Consider the following 15245-nt stretch of genomic DNA (forward strand, 5'->3'; position numbering starts at 1 on the left):
AGTTAAGATAACATTACTTCAACAATTTGATTCGCGATACATGGCCTTAACGACACCACGCATCACGCCAACTAAAAAAATAGTCATCAGGTCCATCGGTGAGGCACTACCTCGTGCACATTATCATCGCTGCCCTGAATGTGACCTGATATTTAGCTTGCCTAAAATGCGTTCGCACCAAAGTGCCTTTTGCCCACGCTGCCAGGCAAAAATTCGCGACGGACGCGACTGGTCATTAACGCGACTGGCGGCAATGGCTTTCACCATGTTGCTGCTGATGCCCTTTGCCTGGGGAGAGCCACTCCTGCACATCTATTTATTAGGCGTGCGCATTGATGCCAATGTTATGCAAGGCATCTGGCAAATGACCCGACAAGGTGACCCCCTCACTGCTTCTTTCGTGCTTTTTTGCGTCGCTGGCGCGCCGCTAATTCTCGTGACCTCAATTGCTTATCTGTGGTTTGGCAATATTCTTGGGATGAACCTGCGCCCGGTGCTGCTGATGCTGGAAAGGCTCAAAGAGTGGGTGATGCTCGATATCTATCTTGTGGGCATTGGCGTCGCGTCAATCAAAGTTCAGGACTATGCTTTTTTGCAACCCGGTGTGGGACTGTTTGCTTTTATTGCGCTGGTGATCCTCAGTATTTTGACGCTGTCGCACCTCAACGTAGAGCAGCTTTGGGACCGATTTTACCCGCAAAGACCAGCCCGTCGCCCTGATGAAAAGCTCCGCGTCTGCCTCGGTTGTCACTTTACAGGTTATCCGGACGCTCGGGGTCGCTGCCCTCGTTGCCATATCCCGCTGCGCTGGCGCAGGAATCAAAGTATCCAAAAGTGTTGGGCGGCGCTACTGGCCTCGATTGTCCTGCTTTTGCCTGCTAATCTGCTGCCCATCTCGGTAATTTATGTCAACGGTGGTAGGCAGGAAGACACTATCCTGTCAGGCATAATGTCTTTGGCAAACAGCAACGTCGGCGTGGCGGCGATCGTTTTTATCGCCAGTATTCTGGTGCCATTCACCAAAGTGATTGTGATGTTTACGTTGCTCATCAGCATCCATTTTAACTGCGAGCAAGGATTGCGTACCCGCATAAAACTGCTGCGTATGGTGACCTGGATTGGCCGCTGGTCGATGCTGGATCTCTTTGTTATCGCTTTAACCATGTCGCTGATTAATCGCGATCAGATACTTGCTTTTACTATGGGACCGGCTGCGTTTTATTTCGGCGCGGCGGTAATATTGACTATTCTTGCTGTGGAATGGCTGGACAGCCGCTTACTTTGGGATGCACATGAGTCAGGAAACGCCCGCTTCGCAGACTGAAGCGCAGATTAAAACAAAACGCCGTATCTCTCCGTTCTGGCTGCTGCCGTTCATTGCACTGATGATCGCAGGATGGCTTATCTGGGGAAGCTATGAAGATCGCGGCAATACCGTAACCATTGACTTCATGTCCGCGGACGGCATTGTACCAGGACGCACGCCCGTTCGTTATCAGGGCGTTGAAGTGGGCACGGTGCAGGATATCAACCTCAGCAAAGATCTGCGTAAAATTGAAGTCCGCGTCAGCATCAAATCGAGCATGAAAGATGCACTGCGCAAAGATACCCAGTTCTGGCTGGTCACGCCGAAAGCGTCGCTGGCCGGAGTTTCGGGTCTGGATGCGTTGGTTGGTGGTAACTATATCGGCATGATGCCCGGAACCGGCGAGGAAGAAGATCATTTCGTTGCCCTCGACACGCAGCCCAAATACCGTCTGGATAATGGCGATTTGATGCTGCATCTGCGGGCGCCTGACCTCGGTTCGCTCAATAGCGGTTCGCTGGTTTATTTCCGTAAGATTCCGGTGGGCCGGGTGTATGACTACACTATCAACCCCAACAATCAGGGCGTAACTATCGACGTGCTGATTGAACGTCGGTTTACCAATCTGGTGAAAAAAGGCAGCCGCTTCTGGAACGTCTCCGGTGTGAATGCGGATGTCAGCCTCAGCGGCGCGAAGATCAAACTGGAGAGTCTGGCCGCGCTGGTCAATGGCGCCATTGCTTTTGATTCGCCTGAAGACTCAAAACCCGCCGCAGCCGACGACACGTTTGGTTTATATCAGGATCTCGCGCACAGCCAGCGCGGGGTGATCGTCAAGCTTGACTTACCCAGCGGGGACGGACTCAAAGCTGGCTCAACCTCGCTGATGTATCAAGGATTGGAAGTCGGTCAACTGACCAAACTGGATTTAAATCCAGGCGGTAAAGTCACCGGCGAAATGACCGTCGATCCCAGCGTCGTAACGCTGCTGCGCGACAACACGCGGATTGAATTACACAGCCCTAAATTATCGTTAAACGATGCCAATCTCAGCTCACTGCTGACGGGTAAAACGTTTGAACTGGTCCCCGGCGAAGGCGAGCCGCGTAGCCAGTTTGTGGTTATCCCCGCAGAGAAGTCGTTGTTACACGATCCAGGGGTCATGACATTTACGCTCACCGCACCGGAAAGTTACGGTATTGATGCTGGCCAGCCGCTGATTCTCCACGGCGTACAGGTCGGTCAGGTGATTGAGCGCACGCTTTCCAGCAAAGGCGTTTCATTTACCGTTGCCATCGAACCGCAGCATCGTGACCTGGTGCAAGGTGACAGTAAGTTCGTGGTCAACAGCCGCGTGGACGTCAAAGTCGGACTTGATGGCGTGGAGTTCCTTGGCGCCAGCGCCAGCGAGTGGCTCAGCGGCGGCATTCGTATTTTGCCCGGTACGAAGGGGGAAATGAAAAAAAGCTACCCGCTTTATGCCAACCTGGAAAAAGCGATTGAAAACAGCCTGAGCGATCTGCCAACCACCACGGTCAGCCTGAGCGCCGAAACGCTGCCTGATGTGCAGGCCGGCTCGGTGGTTCTATACCGCAAATTCGAGGTCGGTGAAGTGATCAGCGTTCGTCCTCGCGCCGATGCGTTTGATATCGATCTGCATATTAAACCGGAATATCGCAACCTGTTGACCAGCAACAGCGTGTTCTGGGCCGAAGGCGGAGCAAAAGTTCAGCTTAACGGCAGCGGATTAACCGTACAGGCATCTCCCCTTTCGCGCGCGCTCAAAGGGGCAATTAGCTTCGATAATTTAAGCGGTGCCAGCGCCAGCCAACGCAAAGGCGACAAGCGCATTCTGTATGCTTCGGAAACCGCCGCGCGTGCGGTAGGCGGCCAGATAACGCTGCATGCGTTCGATGCCGGTAAACTCGCTGCTGGCATGCCGATTCGCTACCTGGGAATCGATATCGGCCAGATTCAGACGCTTGAGCTGATCACCGCCCGTAACGAAGTGCAGGCAAAAGCAGTTCTGTACCCGGAATACGTGCAGACCTTCGCGCGAAGCGGTACCCGTTTCTCCGTGATCACCCCGCAAATTTCGGCAGCTGGCGTGGAGCATCTGGATACAATCCTGCAGCCGTACATCAACGTTGAACCCGGACGCGGTAATCCGCGACGTGATTTTGAGCTGCAGGAAGCCACCATTACCGACTCTCGTTACCTCGATGGTCTGAGTATTGTGGTGGAAGCACCGGAAGCAGGTTCGCTGAATATCGGAACCCCGGTTTTGTTCAGAGGTATTGAAGTGGGGACCGTCACCGGGCTGACGCTGGGCTCGCTTTCCGATCGTGTGATGGTTGCCATGCGCATTAGCCAGCGCTATCAGCATCTGGTGCGCAACAACTCCGTGTTCTGGCTGGCATCCGGCTACAATCTTGACTTCGGCCTGACCGGCGGTGTCGTGAAGACCGGTACCTTCAATCAGTTCATCCGCGGCGGCATCGCCTTCGCGACTCCACCAGGCACACCGCTGGCTCCTAAAGCGCAGGCAGGTAAACACTTCCTGTTGCTCGAAAGCGAACCGAAAGAGTGGCGTGAATGGGGAACCGCCCTGCCACGATAATCTCTCCACTTGCTCCGGCGTACTCGCGCCGGAGCACTTATGCTACACTGCGCACCTGTTTTTTTGCCGGTGGTACCAAGTGGCTTATTTTCCCGATGCCTTTCTGACCCAAATGCGTGAAGCAATGCCTTCCACGCTCTCATTCGATGATTTTCTCGCTGCCTGTCAGCGCCCGTTGCGCCGCAGCATTCGCGTCAATACGCTGAAAATCTCCGTTGCCGATTTCCTCACACTGACAGCACCTTACAACTGGTCTCTCACTCCGGTTCCCTGGTGTGCTGAAGGTTTCTGGATCGAACGCGATGAAGAAGAGTCAGTGCCGCTCGGTAGCACAGCAGAACATTTAAGCGGCCTGTTTTATATTCAGGAAGCCAGCTCAATGCTGCCAGTCGCTGCGCTGTTTGCCGAAGGCAATACCCCGGAACGCGTAATGGATGTCGCGGCAGCCCCTGGCTCCAAAACCACGCAAATTGCCGCAAAAATGAATAATCGAGGCGCCATTCTGGCGAATGAATTTTCTGCCAGTCGCGTCAAAGTTCTGCATGCCAATATCAGCCGTTGCGGGATAGCCAACGTCGCCCTGACCCATTTTGACGGCCGGGTTTTTGGCGCTGCGTTGCCGGAATCATTTGATGCCATATTGCTCGACGCCCCGTGTTCCGGGGAAGGCGTAGTGCGTAAAGACCCCGATGCGCTAAAAAACTGGTCGCCAGTAAGTAATCTGGAAATTGCCGCGACTCAGCGCGAACTGCTCGACAGCGCCTTTCACGCTCTGCGCCCCGGCGGCACGTTGGTTTACTCCACCTGTACACTTAACCGTGAAGAAAATGAAAACGTCATGCAGTGGTTGATTGAAACCTACCCGGACGCCGTCGAGTTTTTACCACTCGGCGATTTATTTCCACAGGCCGAACGCGCTCTGACGCCGGAAGGATTCCTGCATGTGTTTCCGCAAATTTACGATTGCGAAGGTTTCTTCGTTGCGCGTTTGCGCAAAACAGCCGCCATCCCTCCACTACCTGCGCCGACATATAAAGTCGGTAACTTCCCGTTTAGCCCGCTGAAAGGACGCGAGTCCGCGCTTATCGCGCAAGCCGCGAGCGCTTGTGGACTGCAGTGGGAAGATAATTTACGCCTGTGGCAGCGCGATAAAGAGATTTGGCTGTTCCCAACAGAAATTGAGTCACTGATCGGCAAAGTCCGCTTTTCCCGACTCGGCGTCAAATTAGCTGAAACGCACAATAAAGGCTACCGCTGGCAGCATGAAGCCGTCATCGCGCTCGCCAACCCAAATCACAGCCATGCGTTTGAACTGACGCTTGCCGAAGCTGAAGAGTGGTACCGCGGTCGGGATGTCTACCCACAAACCGCACCGACGAGTGACGACGTACTGGTTACATTCCAGCATCAGCCTATCGGTCTGGCAAAACGTATTGGATCGCGACTGAAGAATAGCTACCCACGCGATCTTGTCCGGGATGGCAAACTCTTTACGGGATAACGCACGTTTTTACTGGCGCTTTTGCTAACGTTGACTACGCTGAAAAATGGACGACCTAACTGGTCGTACCACAATTAGCAAATTAACGGAGAGCACGATGATGAAAACCAGTGTGCGCATTGGCGCTTTTGAAATCGACGACGCCGAGTTACATGGCGAATCGCCGGGGGACCGAACGTTAACCATTCCGTGTAAATCCGACCCGGATTTATGTATGCAACTGGATGCCTGGGATGCCGATACCAGTGTCCCAGCCCTGTTGAACGGAGAACATTCAGTACTATTTCGCGAACACTACGATCGTAAGTCAGATGCCTGGATCATGCGCCTTGCCTGATTCAAAAAGAACCCGTCGCCAGACGGGTTATTTCTTGGTTAATTTCCCTCATCTATCAACATCTTCTACACTACAGCTATGGCTTTACCATTTGAGGATGGAATGTTCACGCTGGTTCTTTTTGTGTGCTACCTGGATGGCGGTTGTGAAGATATCGTGGTTGATGTCTACAAAACTGAGCAGCAGTGCCTGATATCGATGGACGATCAACGTATTCGTAACGGAGGGTGTTTACCCGCGGATGACTACATCGATAGTTTCTGGCACCCGGCCCAGGAATACAGCGATTTTTGATTATTGCAGTTGTACCAGCGTTAACTCGCCGCCAAATACAGCACCGGTATCAATATAATGCAGATTCTCGCGATCCAGCCGATGGCGCAACGGCGTGTGGCCAAACCAAAAGTGATCCGCGCCGCGAATCCCACAACCGTTGTTCATTAGCCTCGAACGATCCCACAGCACACGCTGTAAATCGATCTTTTTTAGCCACTGATAATCATCATCCGGGTAATCGGCATGAGCAATAACGTGTATGCCGTTTTGACAGTGCAGCTCCAGAATCCAGGGTAATTGCCAACACTCTTCAAGAGCGAATTTCGCTGCCGGTTGCTCCGCCTGCGCAAACCACGAGCCACCATTCATTAACCACATGAATTGATCCCCCGTCGCCAGCGCGTCCAGCGCCATCTGTTCATGATTCCCCCTGACCGCGACAATCCAGCGTTTACGCAATAATTTCAGACAACGCAAACTGTCTGGTCCACGGTCAATAACATCCCCCACTGAAACCAGCAGATCCTGCCAGGGATCAAAACGGTACTGGCGCAGTTTAGCCATCAGCATCGAGAAGCAGCCGTGGATATCCCCAACCACCCAGACGTGACGCCACTGTGTACCGTCGATTCGTTGATAGATATTGTCAGGTCGTCCCATGTCGCCTCCAGAGTACAAGGGTACCTGGTTATAATTTTAGCAATGATGGTAAAAAAGCCTGGACGATCGTGGGCAGGAGTATGGTATGGTTTATGGAGAATGCAGCATGCGATAAGCCGTGTTTTGCCCTGGATGGCATCGCATTCGCCAAATAAAAAGAGACCGAATACGATTCCTGTTTTTTCCAAAATTATTTTTTATCCTTTATTTTCAATGCAATAACAACCCTTTAGAACCAAAAATGCACAAATAAAGGTGTATTTTCAGGTACTAAAAATCATATAGTTAGCCAAAATTTCGGACATATTCGGACCGGTTTCGGACGGTTTTTCCTTCCAAAATTGAATGCGTTGACGCCAGCAAGCATAAAATAGAACAGATAAGCCGTACTGTTCAGGAAATGTTTGAAGAGGCGGATATGTGGCTGGTTTCAGATTAAGGTCCCAATAATGCCATTTACTACATGTATTGGTGTTCGGGTGTAGGGTTCAAATCGTTTCGCGCAGGGCAATATCCTATACTTTCAGTCTTACATATGGCTGGAGGTTTCTATGTGTGGACGTTTTTCACAGTCAATGACACGTCAAGACTATCTCGCCCTTCTCGCAGAAGAAGCCGAGCAAGACATTCCATATGACCCGGAACCGATCGGACGTTTCAACGTGGCGCCGGGAACCAAAGTTCTGCTTCTGAGCGAACGTGACGAGAAACTCCATCTTGATCCAGTTATCTGGGGATACGCCCCCGGATGGTGGGATAAACCACCGCTAATTAACGCACGCTCTGAAACTGCGGCCACCAGCAGAATGTTTAAACCACTCTGGCAACATGGTCGCGCAATTTGCTTTGCTGATGGCTGGTACGAATGGAAAAAGGAAGGTGACAAAAAGCAGCCCTACTTCATTCATCGAGCCGATGGCCAGCCGATATTCATGGCGGCGATCGGCAGCACACCATTCGAACGTGGAGATGAAGCAGAAGGATTCCTGATAGTGACGGCTGCTGCCGACAAAGGGCTGGTAAATATTCACGACAGGCGACCACTGGTACTGTCACCAGAAGTCGCTCGAGAATGGATGAGGCAGGACATTGGAGGGAAAGAAGCGGCGGAAATTGCAGCCGACGGTTCCGTGCCGGCTGATAAATTTATATGGCACGCCGTGACGCGTGCCGTCGGGAATGTTAAGAATCAAGGGCCAGAGTTAATCCAAACTATACGTTAATGTACGATGCGACAGGGGAAAACGTCTGCTTTGAGCGAGGAGCAGAAGTTCGTAATCCCTTTAGACAATCCTCCAGGGAGGTTATGATAAAAGATACAGCCATAAAGCATAAAGGGAGTGGACATGACATTGTTTGAGGAATGTAAGGAACTGCTCAAGACAGATTTTAATGTTGTGGAAGGGGATGATTTGAGCGCGATAATGGATATTTTTCATCAATATCCATGGCATAGCGGTAATCTCAGATGGTCGGAAATGGACTTCAGCGATTATGAACTTAGTCATGATATGTTTAACGGGGGCGGTTTAGGCAATGAAACTGTATTTGTCATAGCGGATGATGCGAATGTACCCGTGTTCAGAACCCATCTACAACTCATTGTCGATAATATCTACGACGTCATCGCCATATCACCTAACCTATTTATTTTTAATGATAAAATAATGATTAAACCTTTATTCCCTCATAATTATATACGGTTTGGTCTGCGAAAGTGATGAGCAGAAATACTGACCAGCTCCCCGTTGTTCAACTAAGACTTGTTATTGACAACCTCCGCTAATGGCACATAGCTGCCATTGAAATGGTTGCGCACCGTCATGGGGTGTCGGGGTCGGAGGTTCAAATCCTCTCGTGCCGACCAAAAATCCTCTAAGAACCAGCCTGTTACGGCTGGTTCTTTTATGCCTGTTTTCTGAACGGGGAAGCAGTGGGGATTAATCGGGGAAAAATTCCCGACACAAGGCATCAATTTCGCCGTAAAATTTCAGCTATTCACATCACCGGGCAGTCATCAAATTCCGCGTTCCTGGCATCATTAATAATGTACGTGATCACCCCGAATATAGCGGGTGCAGAACTGTAGCCATCATCATCTGCTGGCAGCTCTTCCCTTCTCCCGTTATCCAGATTAACCAGGTGGGGCTGAGGATGAGTCCGATATCGCTTGATCCTGAATTCTCCGTCTATCGCGCATATCAGCAGCGAGCCATCACAAGGAGAAAGTGACGCATCAACAAAAAGCAGCGCCCCCTGGATTATCCCTTCCCTGAAATGTGAACGCGATGCCCGCATGAAATAAGTCGCTGCTGGCTGGCTGATTAGCTGCTGATCGAGGGAAATTCGTGCTTCAACATAATCTGCCGCAGGTGAAGGGAAGCCCATGGTTACAGTCCTCCGTTTGGATTGAACAGCTGAAAGGTACGGTTCTCGCCCTCCTGCGTTGATACATCGCGGAAGGTTGTCACATACCACTCGATCCATTCATTGGCCTGCTTCATCGTCCAGTTCCAGTTAACCTTGCTCAGTTCTTGGACAAATCGCTGTGTGGTGACAGTCTTCCGGCCATTCGGTTCTTGCTGTATCGAAGCATACCAGGCTATTTCAATATCGCTACGTCGTGGCATCATTTAACCCCTCTTGAATACCGGATAAAAACACAGTATAAATACTGTATATCCATCCAGTAAAGGAGCAATAATCAATGTTCGTGGAACTCGTTTATGACAAAAGGAATTTTGATGGTCTGCCCGGTGCGAAAGATATCATTCTGGGCGAACTGAGTAAGAGGGTTCACCGGATTTTTTCCGGATGCTGATGTCCGGGTAAAACCGATGATGACATTGCCGGCGATCAACACTGACGCCAGCAAGCACGAGAAGGAACAGATAAGCCGTACTGTTCAGGAAATGTTTGAAGAGGCTGATATGTGGCTGGTTACAGATTAAACGCCTTGAACCGTCATATTACTTAAGTACAATCCGCCGTGACTGGCAATCATTCAATACTCGCACTATCGAACGTTCGCCAGTCGGCCGCAATCATGCTCTTGCATACGGTGTGGTTGCGGCAACTCTCGTTACGGTTCACCATCAATTGGCCAGCCAGGTCATCTTTAATGATTCCCGTTATTACGCAAAATATCGGCTAAGGAACACTGCTTGATATGCTTCAGCAACCTATTGTTATCCTATCTTAGAACAAAGCGACAATTTCAATAAAAATAATACCAATGAAAATCATTAACTATTGAACAATCCTTTGCAACAACCAGTTATTTTGTATATCCGTTGCTTATCAGTTTTAATATCACATGATGCTTCCCGCCTCATGTTGATACTGATAGAATGTTTCCATGTGACTGATATCAAAAAAAATATGTATTCAACATTCTTGTAGTTATTGGATAGGTATAAAACACGGATTGCTTAAAAATGAACTCATCTATTACCATTGTTACAGCATTTTTCGATATAGGACGCGGAGACTGGACGAGTAATAAAGGTTTCTCTCCTCACTTAGAGAGAACAGCTGATACCTATATTCAGTACTTTGAAAATCTGTCTGAATTGGATAATGACATGGTCATTTTCACATCCAGTGAACTTAAACCAAAAATTGAAGCAATCAGAAATGGGAAAAACACTGTTGTAGTGGCTTTAGATATTAATAAAAAATTTCAACACATCAAAAAAAGAATTGCGCGGATTCAAAAAGATAACGAGTTCATAAGCAAACTTGAAACTCGCCAGTTGATAAACCCCGAATACTGGTCCCCAGACTATGCACTGGTTTGCAATCTGAAAACATATTTTGTAAACAGAGCTATAGAGTTAAATCTTGTGAATGATGATATGGTTGCATGGGTTGACTTTGGTTACTGTCGCAGTGCAGACGTAACCAGAGGGTTATCTCGATGGGATTATCCATTTGACCGCAAAAAAGTAAATTTCTTTACAGTTAAAAAAGGCTTGACCGTCAAAACTATCCATCAGGTTTTTGACCACATGATTAACAATCGTTCCTATATTATTGGTGGGGCAGTTGTAGCAACACAAAAGAAATGGAAAGAGTTTTACAAACTGGTTTGTCAGTGCCAAATAAAAACACTCAGAAATAATATAGTTGATGACGATCAGGGTGTTTTTATAATGTGCTATCATTACAACCCTAAATTAATAAAACTAAATTACCTGGGTAAGAACCGCTGGTTTAATCTGTTTAAACTATTCGGAAGGAAAGATGTAATTACTTTATTAAGAAGATTAAAGGTTTCTCTTATAGGTAAATAATTTTTAATTGAGGTATGAACAATGCCGATTCTAATCAGTCCCGGCATTGTTTTGCTTAAGTCTGTTATATTGGCAATGGAGATTCAGGCCAGATGATGTTTTGAGCATCCTCGGGGTTAATTCGGTTAAGCATTACACGATACTTTTTCCATGCAAGAAGTGCTTTCGATTCGTCTTCCGTCGCAATGTCCAGATCAACTGCATCCTGGAGAGGAGCAATAGCAGATGTTGCAATCATCAACAGGTTTGCTTTTTCCTGCGCAGCCTGTCCCTGAAAAAATGCTTTTTCCGCTTCTGCATCATGAACCCATTGTGTGCCGTCCCATTTAACATATCCTCCTTCGGGAGCCACTGATACAACATTATCAGGCAGGGACCCCAGCGTCTCAATAACAGTGGGTCTACCTGTGCTGATGTCATAAACGGTCTCTCCCCGGTGGTCTTCTACTTGCGACCACTTATTGGTCTGAATATCGAAAACAGCAACGAACCCCGCCTTCACTTTTGGCGGTACTATATCGGTACTATACGCAGGTAAGCCCGTATTGGCCGGAATAAACCCATCCCCCTTACCGATAAACTCATTCGTTGCTGATGAAAGATTGTAAATAGTAATAATGCGGTTGGTGTCAGTCATTTTAAAAGCCATTATGCAAGCCTCACTAAATAATTGAATGCAGTATTTTTTACAGTATTTTCAGCCTGACCAGATGGTGAAACCGTCACACCATGGCTGTGCGCGCCAATGTAAACAGAGTGAGCATGTGCTCCAATCCCCACTACGTGATTATGCGCACCAATTCCGACAGCATGAGCGTGGTCACCGACCCCACCAACAGCTCCCCAGTTTGTTCTGTCAGAGCCAGTATTGGACATTGCAACGACATCCCCTGCCTGACCGAACTGCGTTCTACCGGATATAGGGTGATTGTGTGCCCCCGCGCCGGTTGTTGATTTAGTACCGTAGTCAAAAACTGATACCGATTTGGTGCCATAATCAAACCCGGTTGTATCCCTGCTTCCGAGATCGGTACTTGCGATCGTTGCGCCGTGATCGTGCCACTTAATACCATCCTGTTCTTGTGTTAATACCCCTCTACCTGTTGGGTTGCCTTTTATCGTCTGACCACGCATATCAGGAATAACCCCCGCAGGATATGCCACAGCAAGTAATGGATAGGCAGATTTATCAAACGATTGGCCCTGCATAAGCGCATGGTTAGCAGGCGGTATATCCGAAGGCCATGGTATGGGTGCGCCTACGGGGTAATACTCATAAGGAGGATTTGCTGTATTAAAATCCCTGTGCCAGCCTGGCAAGTAACCATCACCATGATTGATGTAGGTAAACTGAGCGGAAGGCGTTCCATTTCCTGCTGTGGTGGTTGGCGTGGTGATACGAATAGTCATCGCATCACGCACTCCCATAACCTCAACTACCGAGCCAGCAAGACTGATATTCCCGCATCCCGTATCCGTAATAACCCTGTTATCACCGTAGGACCATGAACCTTTGCATACCCAATAGGGATGATTAAATGCCCCCTGATTTTCAAGCCAGACGATAAAGTCCGCTGTTGTCCAGTTACCGCCTCCACCAATACTGACCGAGCCACTGAAAGCTCGCCCGGCACCGATATTACGTACAAACGAATCCGGTTGCGGTACATCAGCGCCGTTCTGATTTTTTTGCAGCGAACCGGCTGCTCGATTTATCGTTTCTACCAGGCCAAGGTTTTGTAGAAATAATGCGACATTAGGAATATCACTGCCGTTCCGGTCTTTAGCCAGTCGCGCATTCGCATTATCCATTGCGATCTTAACTGCTGCCGGGGTGGCGGCCTGCGTTTCACTGGTGCTGTTCACCGAACTGCTAAGTTGAACCAGCCCTCTTTGTTGTGTTGTGCTATCGAGGACACCAATGGATTCACGCGATGTTTTTTGTGCTTCCGCGCCCCGCGCCTTTATCTCTTTCAGGTACTGGTCAATACGCAGGAATAACCCGTCGCCTGTTGCAACATTCAGCGTGATATTTGAGGTATCTGATACCGCCAGGCGAAACTGCATATTAACGCTGACACCACCAACCGGCTTATCGATCGATGGGCAGTTTGCCACCGCGTAAAGCTCTCCGGCGTCAGTCATTAAACCGACTTCGCGAACGGTGAATCCACCAACCCCGGTCGGCAGGACGATTTTTGCCATTAACTGCGTGGACTGCTCCGGGGACACCACCAGCTCAGCGAAATCTCCCCGGTACGTTTCATTGATTAACCGGATTTGCGACGGATCAGGTTTAACCTGCTTGCCATTACTGTCACCCACCACAAAGTGAGTCAGTACAATCAGGCGACCACTGGCCAGCGCCTCCGCCTCCAGTTCTTTACCCCGGTTAGTGATAATTGAGTAGTAATCAGCCATGAGATTCCCCGGCAAAAATGTCCACATCGATATGCGCTGTTGTCGCACCCGAAATATAAAAAGCCCCGTCCATACCCACATTCGCCATCACATCGATTTTGCTCAGATAGCTGCGCAGGTTCTTGGCCCGCTCGGTAAGCTGGCGGATCTGATGATAGAGAGCGTCACTGACCCCCTCACTGCTCTGTACTTCGATCCGGAAGGTGTAAGGTTCAGCGCGCGGGGTGTCTTCCCACCACTCAACCACGGTCGTGGGCAGGTTCACTGACCCGAGAGAACGGCGTACCGCCCCGGCCGTTCCTCTGTGCTGATGAACATAAGCGGCATCTTTTATCACCTGTCGCTTCTGCGCCTCTGTCCAGCCGTCATCCCAGAAATCAACGGCATGCTCCCAGGCCAGCCAGGGGAGAAGATGCGCCGGACAGGTGTCAGGATTTTTGGACTTGCGCACCATATTGGTATCGAGGGTGGCGATTTGCTCAGCGCTGGCCTGCTCCTGCGCTCTCTCTTCATGAAATGCGCCAGGAGGAAGCAGAGATCGAAACTTAGCCGTCATTGCTACTTACCTCCCTGCGGGTAACATTAATGGCGGTACACCAGGGCGCTTTACCCGGTTCCGCTTCCAGATCTGCCACCGGAGATATCAGCCTTACCCGGACCACACCGGATTGCTGCAGCGCGGCATAAATGGCGGACAGCGGGACGACGGTTTTAATCCGATGGGAAAGCGTGGTGTACGACCGCAAAACATCGATGGCATTATTCAGCACCGTACTGGCGTCCGGTCCTTCCGGGATCTCCAGCTCTGCCGTAACGGCATAGTTTGCAATCGTGGCACTTTTAACCGTCACGTAGTCCGTTAACGGGCGGATTTCATCCGCATTCAGTGTGCTGTTAACCTTATCAAGCAGGGACTGCCCCGCCGCCCCATCCCCGGTACGTGAAAGGACATAGACATCAACGTAGCCGGGCTGGTTATGGGTTTCAGGCCCATAGGCATCGGCATCCAGCACATCCGTATCGGCAGACTTCGCATGAAAGCGGTATGAGTTGCGCGCGCCTGCTGTATTCAGCTGCGCCCATGAAAGCTGGATACGTTCGCGAAATGCCGCATCGTCTTCCTGTTCAGGCTCCACTGGCGGAATGGCAAGCGGATCGCCGGGCTTAATCACCTGCCGTTTAACGTTGAATGCAGCACCTATCTGGTCAAGGTCAGCCTCTTTTGCACTCGCGAGAAATACCGCCCGCACGGCATCATTAACCCGCTGAAAAGCCAGCGTCAGCTGGTAGGCATTCACCTCCCCCTGTTTAAACGTCGGATCGGATTCCACCAGCGCATCAAACTGCTTATCAAGTTCCCGCAGGCGCGCCAGCCACCGGGTGAAGATTTCAGTTGCATCAGGCACCACAATGGCATCCGGTACGTCCAGTTCGGACAGGTTGATCACGTCATAGCTGCTTGCCATAAATCGTTATGTCTCCCGTTCTGACAGGTAAATTGGTTTCCTTGTTGATCCCCTCGATATCCAGCACACAGCCGGACTGCCCTTCAGGAAAGGAAACAAGCACACGTGTTACCTTCAGCCGCGTCTCCCACCGGGCCAGAGCGGTCGCAGACGCAGCGATTATTTGTAGTCGGGTCAAATCATCCCGGGGGTTATCCACCAGCGAAAACAGATCACTGCCATAGTCCCGGACAAGAACCCGGCTCCCGATGGGAGTGGTCAGTATGTCGCTGACGGACTGGCGCAAATGGGCGACGCCGGACAGGCGTTTTCCGGTCCGGTTGTTTACACCGTTCATGATTAAATTCCATAGCTGAGTCGCCG

Annotated in this window: 15 protein-coding genes, 1 tRNA gene and 3 pseudogenes; 12 read left to right on the forward strand and 7 right to left on the reverse strand. The window is 50.1% G+C overall.

Annotated features, from left to right (window positions below):
• Positions 1 to 40 precede the first annotated feature (40 nt).
• From yebS to WC1_RS11115, 5 genes are all read left to right on the forward strand, one after another.
• Complete coding sequence (gene yebS, locus WC1_RS11135) at positions 41 to 1324, forward strand: membrane integrity lipid transport subunit YebS (RefSeq protein WP_016150395.1); 1284 nt, start codon at positions 41 to 43, stop codon at positions 1322 to 1324.
• Complete coding sequence (locus WC1_RS11130; RefSeq protein WP_016150396.1) at positions 1293 to 3926, forward strand: PqiB family protein; 2634 nt, start codon at positions 1293 to 1295, stop codon at positions 3924 to 3926. The genes yebS and WC1_RS11130 overlap by 32 nt, the downstream gene beginning before the upstream one ends.
• Before the next feature lie 79 nt (positions 3927 to 4005).
• Positions 4006 to 5427 carry a 16S rRNA (cytosine(1407)-C(5))-methyltransferase RsmF gene (rsmF, locus tag WC1_RS11125; RefSeq protein WP_016150397.1) on the forward strand — a complete coding sequence of 474 codons (1422 nt, stop codon included), beginning with the start codon at positions 4006 to 4008 and terminating at the stop codon, positions 5425 to 5427.
• Between the two features lie 100 nt (positions 5428 to 5527).
• Complete coding sequence (locus tag WC1_RS11120) at positions 5528 to 5764, forward strand: YebV family protein (RefSeq protein WP_029139506.1); 237 nt, start codon at positions 5528 to 5530, stop codon at positions 5762 to 5764.
• A gap of 102 nt (positions 5765 to 5866) precedes the next feature.
• Positions 5867 to 6058 carry a YdfD/YebW family protein gene (locus WC1_RS11115; RefSeq protein ID WP_003034941.1) on the forward strand — a complete coding sequence of 64 codons (192 nt, stop codon included), beginning with the start codon at positions 5867 to 5869 and terminating at the stop codon, positions 6056 to 6058.
• Here WC1_RS11115 and pphA read toward each other — a convergent pair whose 3' ends face one another.
• Positions 6059 to 6700 carry a protein-serine/threonine phosphatase gene (pphA, locus tag WC1_RS11110; protein WP_016150398.1) on the reverse strand — a complete coding sequence of 214 codons (642 nt, stop codon included), beginning with the start codon at positions 6698 to 6700 and terminating at the stop codon, positions 6059 to 6061.
• A gap of 340 nt (positions 6701 to 7040) precedes the next feature.
• Here pphA and WC1_RS23765 point away from each other — a divergent pair, with 340 nt between their 5' ends.
• From WC1_RS23765 to WC1_RS0122805, 4 genes are all read left to right on the forward strand, one after another.
• Positions 7041 to 7139, forward strand: coding sequence for a DinI-like family protein (locus WC1_RS23765; protein WP_075204994.1), 99 nt, complete (start codon positions 7041 to 7043; stop codon positions 7137 to 7139).
• Positions 7140 to 7251: 112 nt separating this feature from the next.
• Positions 7252 to 7923 carry an SOS response-associated peptidase gene (locus WC1_RS11105; RefSeq protein WP_016150399.1) on the forward strand — a complete coding sequence of 224 codons (672 nt, stop codon included), beginning with the start codon at positions 7252 to 7254 and terminating at the stop codon, positions 7921 to 7923.
• A gap of 123 nt (positions 7924 to 8046) precedes the next feature.
• Positions 8047 to 8421 carry a CDI toxin immunity protein gene (locus WC1_RS11100; RefSeq protein WP_016150400.1) on the forward strand — a complete coding sequence of 125 codons (375 nt, stop codon included), beginning with the start codon at positions 8047 to 8049 and terminating at the stop codon, positions 8419 to 8421.
• 65 nt (positions 8422 to 8486) lie between these two features.
• Positions 8487 to 8567 (forward strand) — tRNA-Pro (locus tag WC1_RS0122805).
• Positions 8568 to 8698: 131 nt separating this feature from the next.
• Here the strand turns inward: WC1_RS0122805 and WC1_RS11095 are convergent.
• Positions 8699 to 9204 (reverse strand): annotated as a pseudogene (locus tag WC1_RS11095) (S24 family peptidase).
• On the opposite strand from WC1_RS11095, the pseudogene WC1_RS24725 reads away from it, so the two are divergent.
• From WC1_RS24725 to yibB, 3 genes and pseudogenes are all read left to right on the forward strand, one after another.
• A pseudogene (locus WC1_RS24725) lies at positions 9196 to 9312 on the forward strand (hypothetical protein); the annotation flags it as partial. The pseudogenes WC1_RS11095 and WC1_RS24725 overlap by 9 nt on opposite strands.
• 95 nt (positions 9313 to 9407) lie before the next feature.
• A pseudogene (locus tag WC1_RS0122810) lies at positions 9408 to 9651 on the forward strand (DinI family protein).
• A 486-nt stretch (positions 9652 to 10137) separates the two neighbouring features.
• Positions 10138 to 10995 (forward strand): protein YibB, encoded by an 858-nt coding sequence (yibB, locus tag WC1_RS11085; RefSeq protein WP_016150403.1) that lies wholly within the window; start codon positions 10138 to 10140, stop codon positions 10993 to 10995.
• 64 nt (positions 10996 to 11059) lie between these two features.
• Here the strand turns inward: yibB and WC1_RS11080 are convergent, their stop codons facing one another.
• From WC1_RS11080 to WC1_RS11060, 5 genes are read right to left on the reverse strand one after another with little or no spacing between them, the layout of a single operon-like run.
• The gene (locus WC1_RS11080; protein ID WP_016150404.1) at positions 11060 to 11644 is read right to left on the reverse strand and encodes a tail fiber assembly protein; all 585 of its coding nucleotides are present in this window, start codon (positions 11642 to 11644) and stop codon (positions 11060 to 11062) included.
• Positions 11644 to 13416: a phage tail-collar fiber domain-containing protein gene (locus WC1_RS11075; protein WP_016150405.1), complete on the reverse strand. Its 1773-nt coding sequence runs from the start codon at positions 13414 to 13416 to the stop codon at positions 11644 to 11646. Before WC1_RS11075 ends, WC1_RS11080 begins: the two co-directional genes overlap by 1 nt.
• Positions 13409 to 13972 carry a phage tail protein I gene (locus WC1_RS11070; RefSeq protein WP_016150406.1) on the reverse strand — a complete coding sequence of 188 codons (564 nt, stop codon included), beginning with the start codon at positions 13970 to 13972 and terminating at the stop codon, positions 13409 to 13411. The genes WC1_RS11075 and WC1_RS11070 overlap by 8 nt, the downstream gene beginning before the upstream one ends.
• On the reverse strand, positions 13962 to 14882 hold the full coding sequence (locus WC1_RS11065; protein WP_016150407.1) for a baseplate assembly protein: 921 nt from the start codon (positions 14880 to 14882) through the stop codon (positions 13962 to 13964). Before WC1_RS11065 ends, WC1_RS11070 begins: the two co-directional genes overlap by 11 nt.
• Positions 14866 to 15219, reverse strand: a complete 354-nt coding sequence (locus WC1_RS11060) for a GPW/gp25 family protein (protein WP_016150408.1) — start codon at positions 15217 to 15219, stop codon at positions 14866 to 14868. Before WC1_RS11060 ends, WC1_RS11065 begins: the two co-directional genes overlap by 17 nt.
• Positions 15220 to 15245 lie beyond the last annotated feature (26 nt).

This window comes from Citrobacter sp. KTE30 (genome assembly GCF_000398825.1).
Lineage (GTDB): Bacteria > Pseudomonadota > Gammaproteobacteria > Enterobacterales > Enterobacteriaceae > Citrobacter > Citrobacter freundii.

What these genes read in the sequence shown, in the direction of transcription:
- yebS (WP_016150395.1), top strand. Translation starts at nt 41, where the DNA reads ATGGCCTTAACGACACCACGCATCACGCCAACTAAAAAAATAGTCATC.
- WC1_RS11130 (WP_016150396.1), top strand. Translation starts at nt 1,293, where the DNA reads ATGAGTCAGGAAACGCCCGCTTCGCAGACTGAAGCGCAGATTAAAACA.
- WC1_RS11120 (WP_029139506.1), top strand. Translation starts at nt 5,528, where the DNA reads ATGAAAACCAGTGTGCGCATTGGCGCTTTTGAAATCGACGACGCCGAG.
- WC1_RS11115 (WP_003034941.1), top strand. Translation starts at nt 5,867, where the DNA reads ATGTTCACGCTGGTTCTTTTTGTGTGCTACCTGGATGGCGGTTGTGAA.
- pphA (WP_016150398.1), bottom strand. Translation starts at nt 6,700, where the DNA reads ATGGGACGACCTGACAATATCTATCAACGAATCGACGGTACACAGTGG.
- WC1_RS11105 (WP_016150399.1), top strand. Translation starts at nt 7,252, where the DNA reads ATGTGTGGACGTTTTTCACAGTCAATGACACGTCAAGACTATCTCGCC.
- WC1_RS11100 (WP_016150400.1), top strand. Translation starts at nt 8,047, where the DNA reads ATGACATTGTTTGAGGAATGTAAGGAACTGCTCAAGACAGATTTTAAT.
- yibB (WP_016150403.1), top strand. Translation starts at nt 10,138, where the DNA reads ATGAACTCATCTATTACCATTGTTACAGCATTTTTCGATATAGGACGC.
- WC1_RS11080 (WP_016150404.1), bottom strand. Translation starts at nt 11,644, where the DNA reads ATGGCTTTTAAAATGACTGACACCAACCGCATTATTACTATTTACAAT.
- WC1_RS11075 (WP_016150405.1), bottom strand. Translation starts at nt 13,416, where the DNA reads ATGGCTGATTACTACTCAATTATCACTAACCGGGGTAAAGAACTGGAG.
- WC1_RS11070 (WP_016150406.1), bottom strand. Translation starts at nt 13,972, where the DNA reads ATGACGGCTAAGTTTCGATCTCTGCTTCCTCCTGGCGCATTTCATGAA.
- WC1_RS11065 (WP_016150407.1), bottom strand. Translation starts at nt 14,882, where the DNA reads ATGGCAAGCAGCTATGACGTGATCAACCTGTCCGAACTGGACGTACCG.
- WC1_RS11060 (WP_016150408.1), bottom strand. Translation starts at nt 15,219, where the DNA reads ATGAACGGTGTAAACAACCGGACCGGAAAACGCCTGTCCGGCGTCGCC.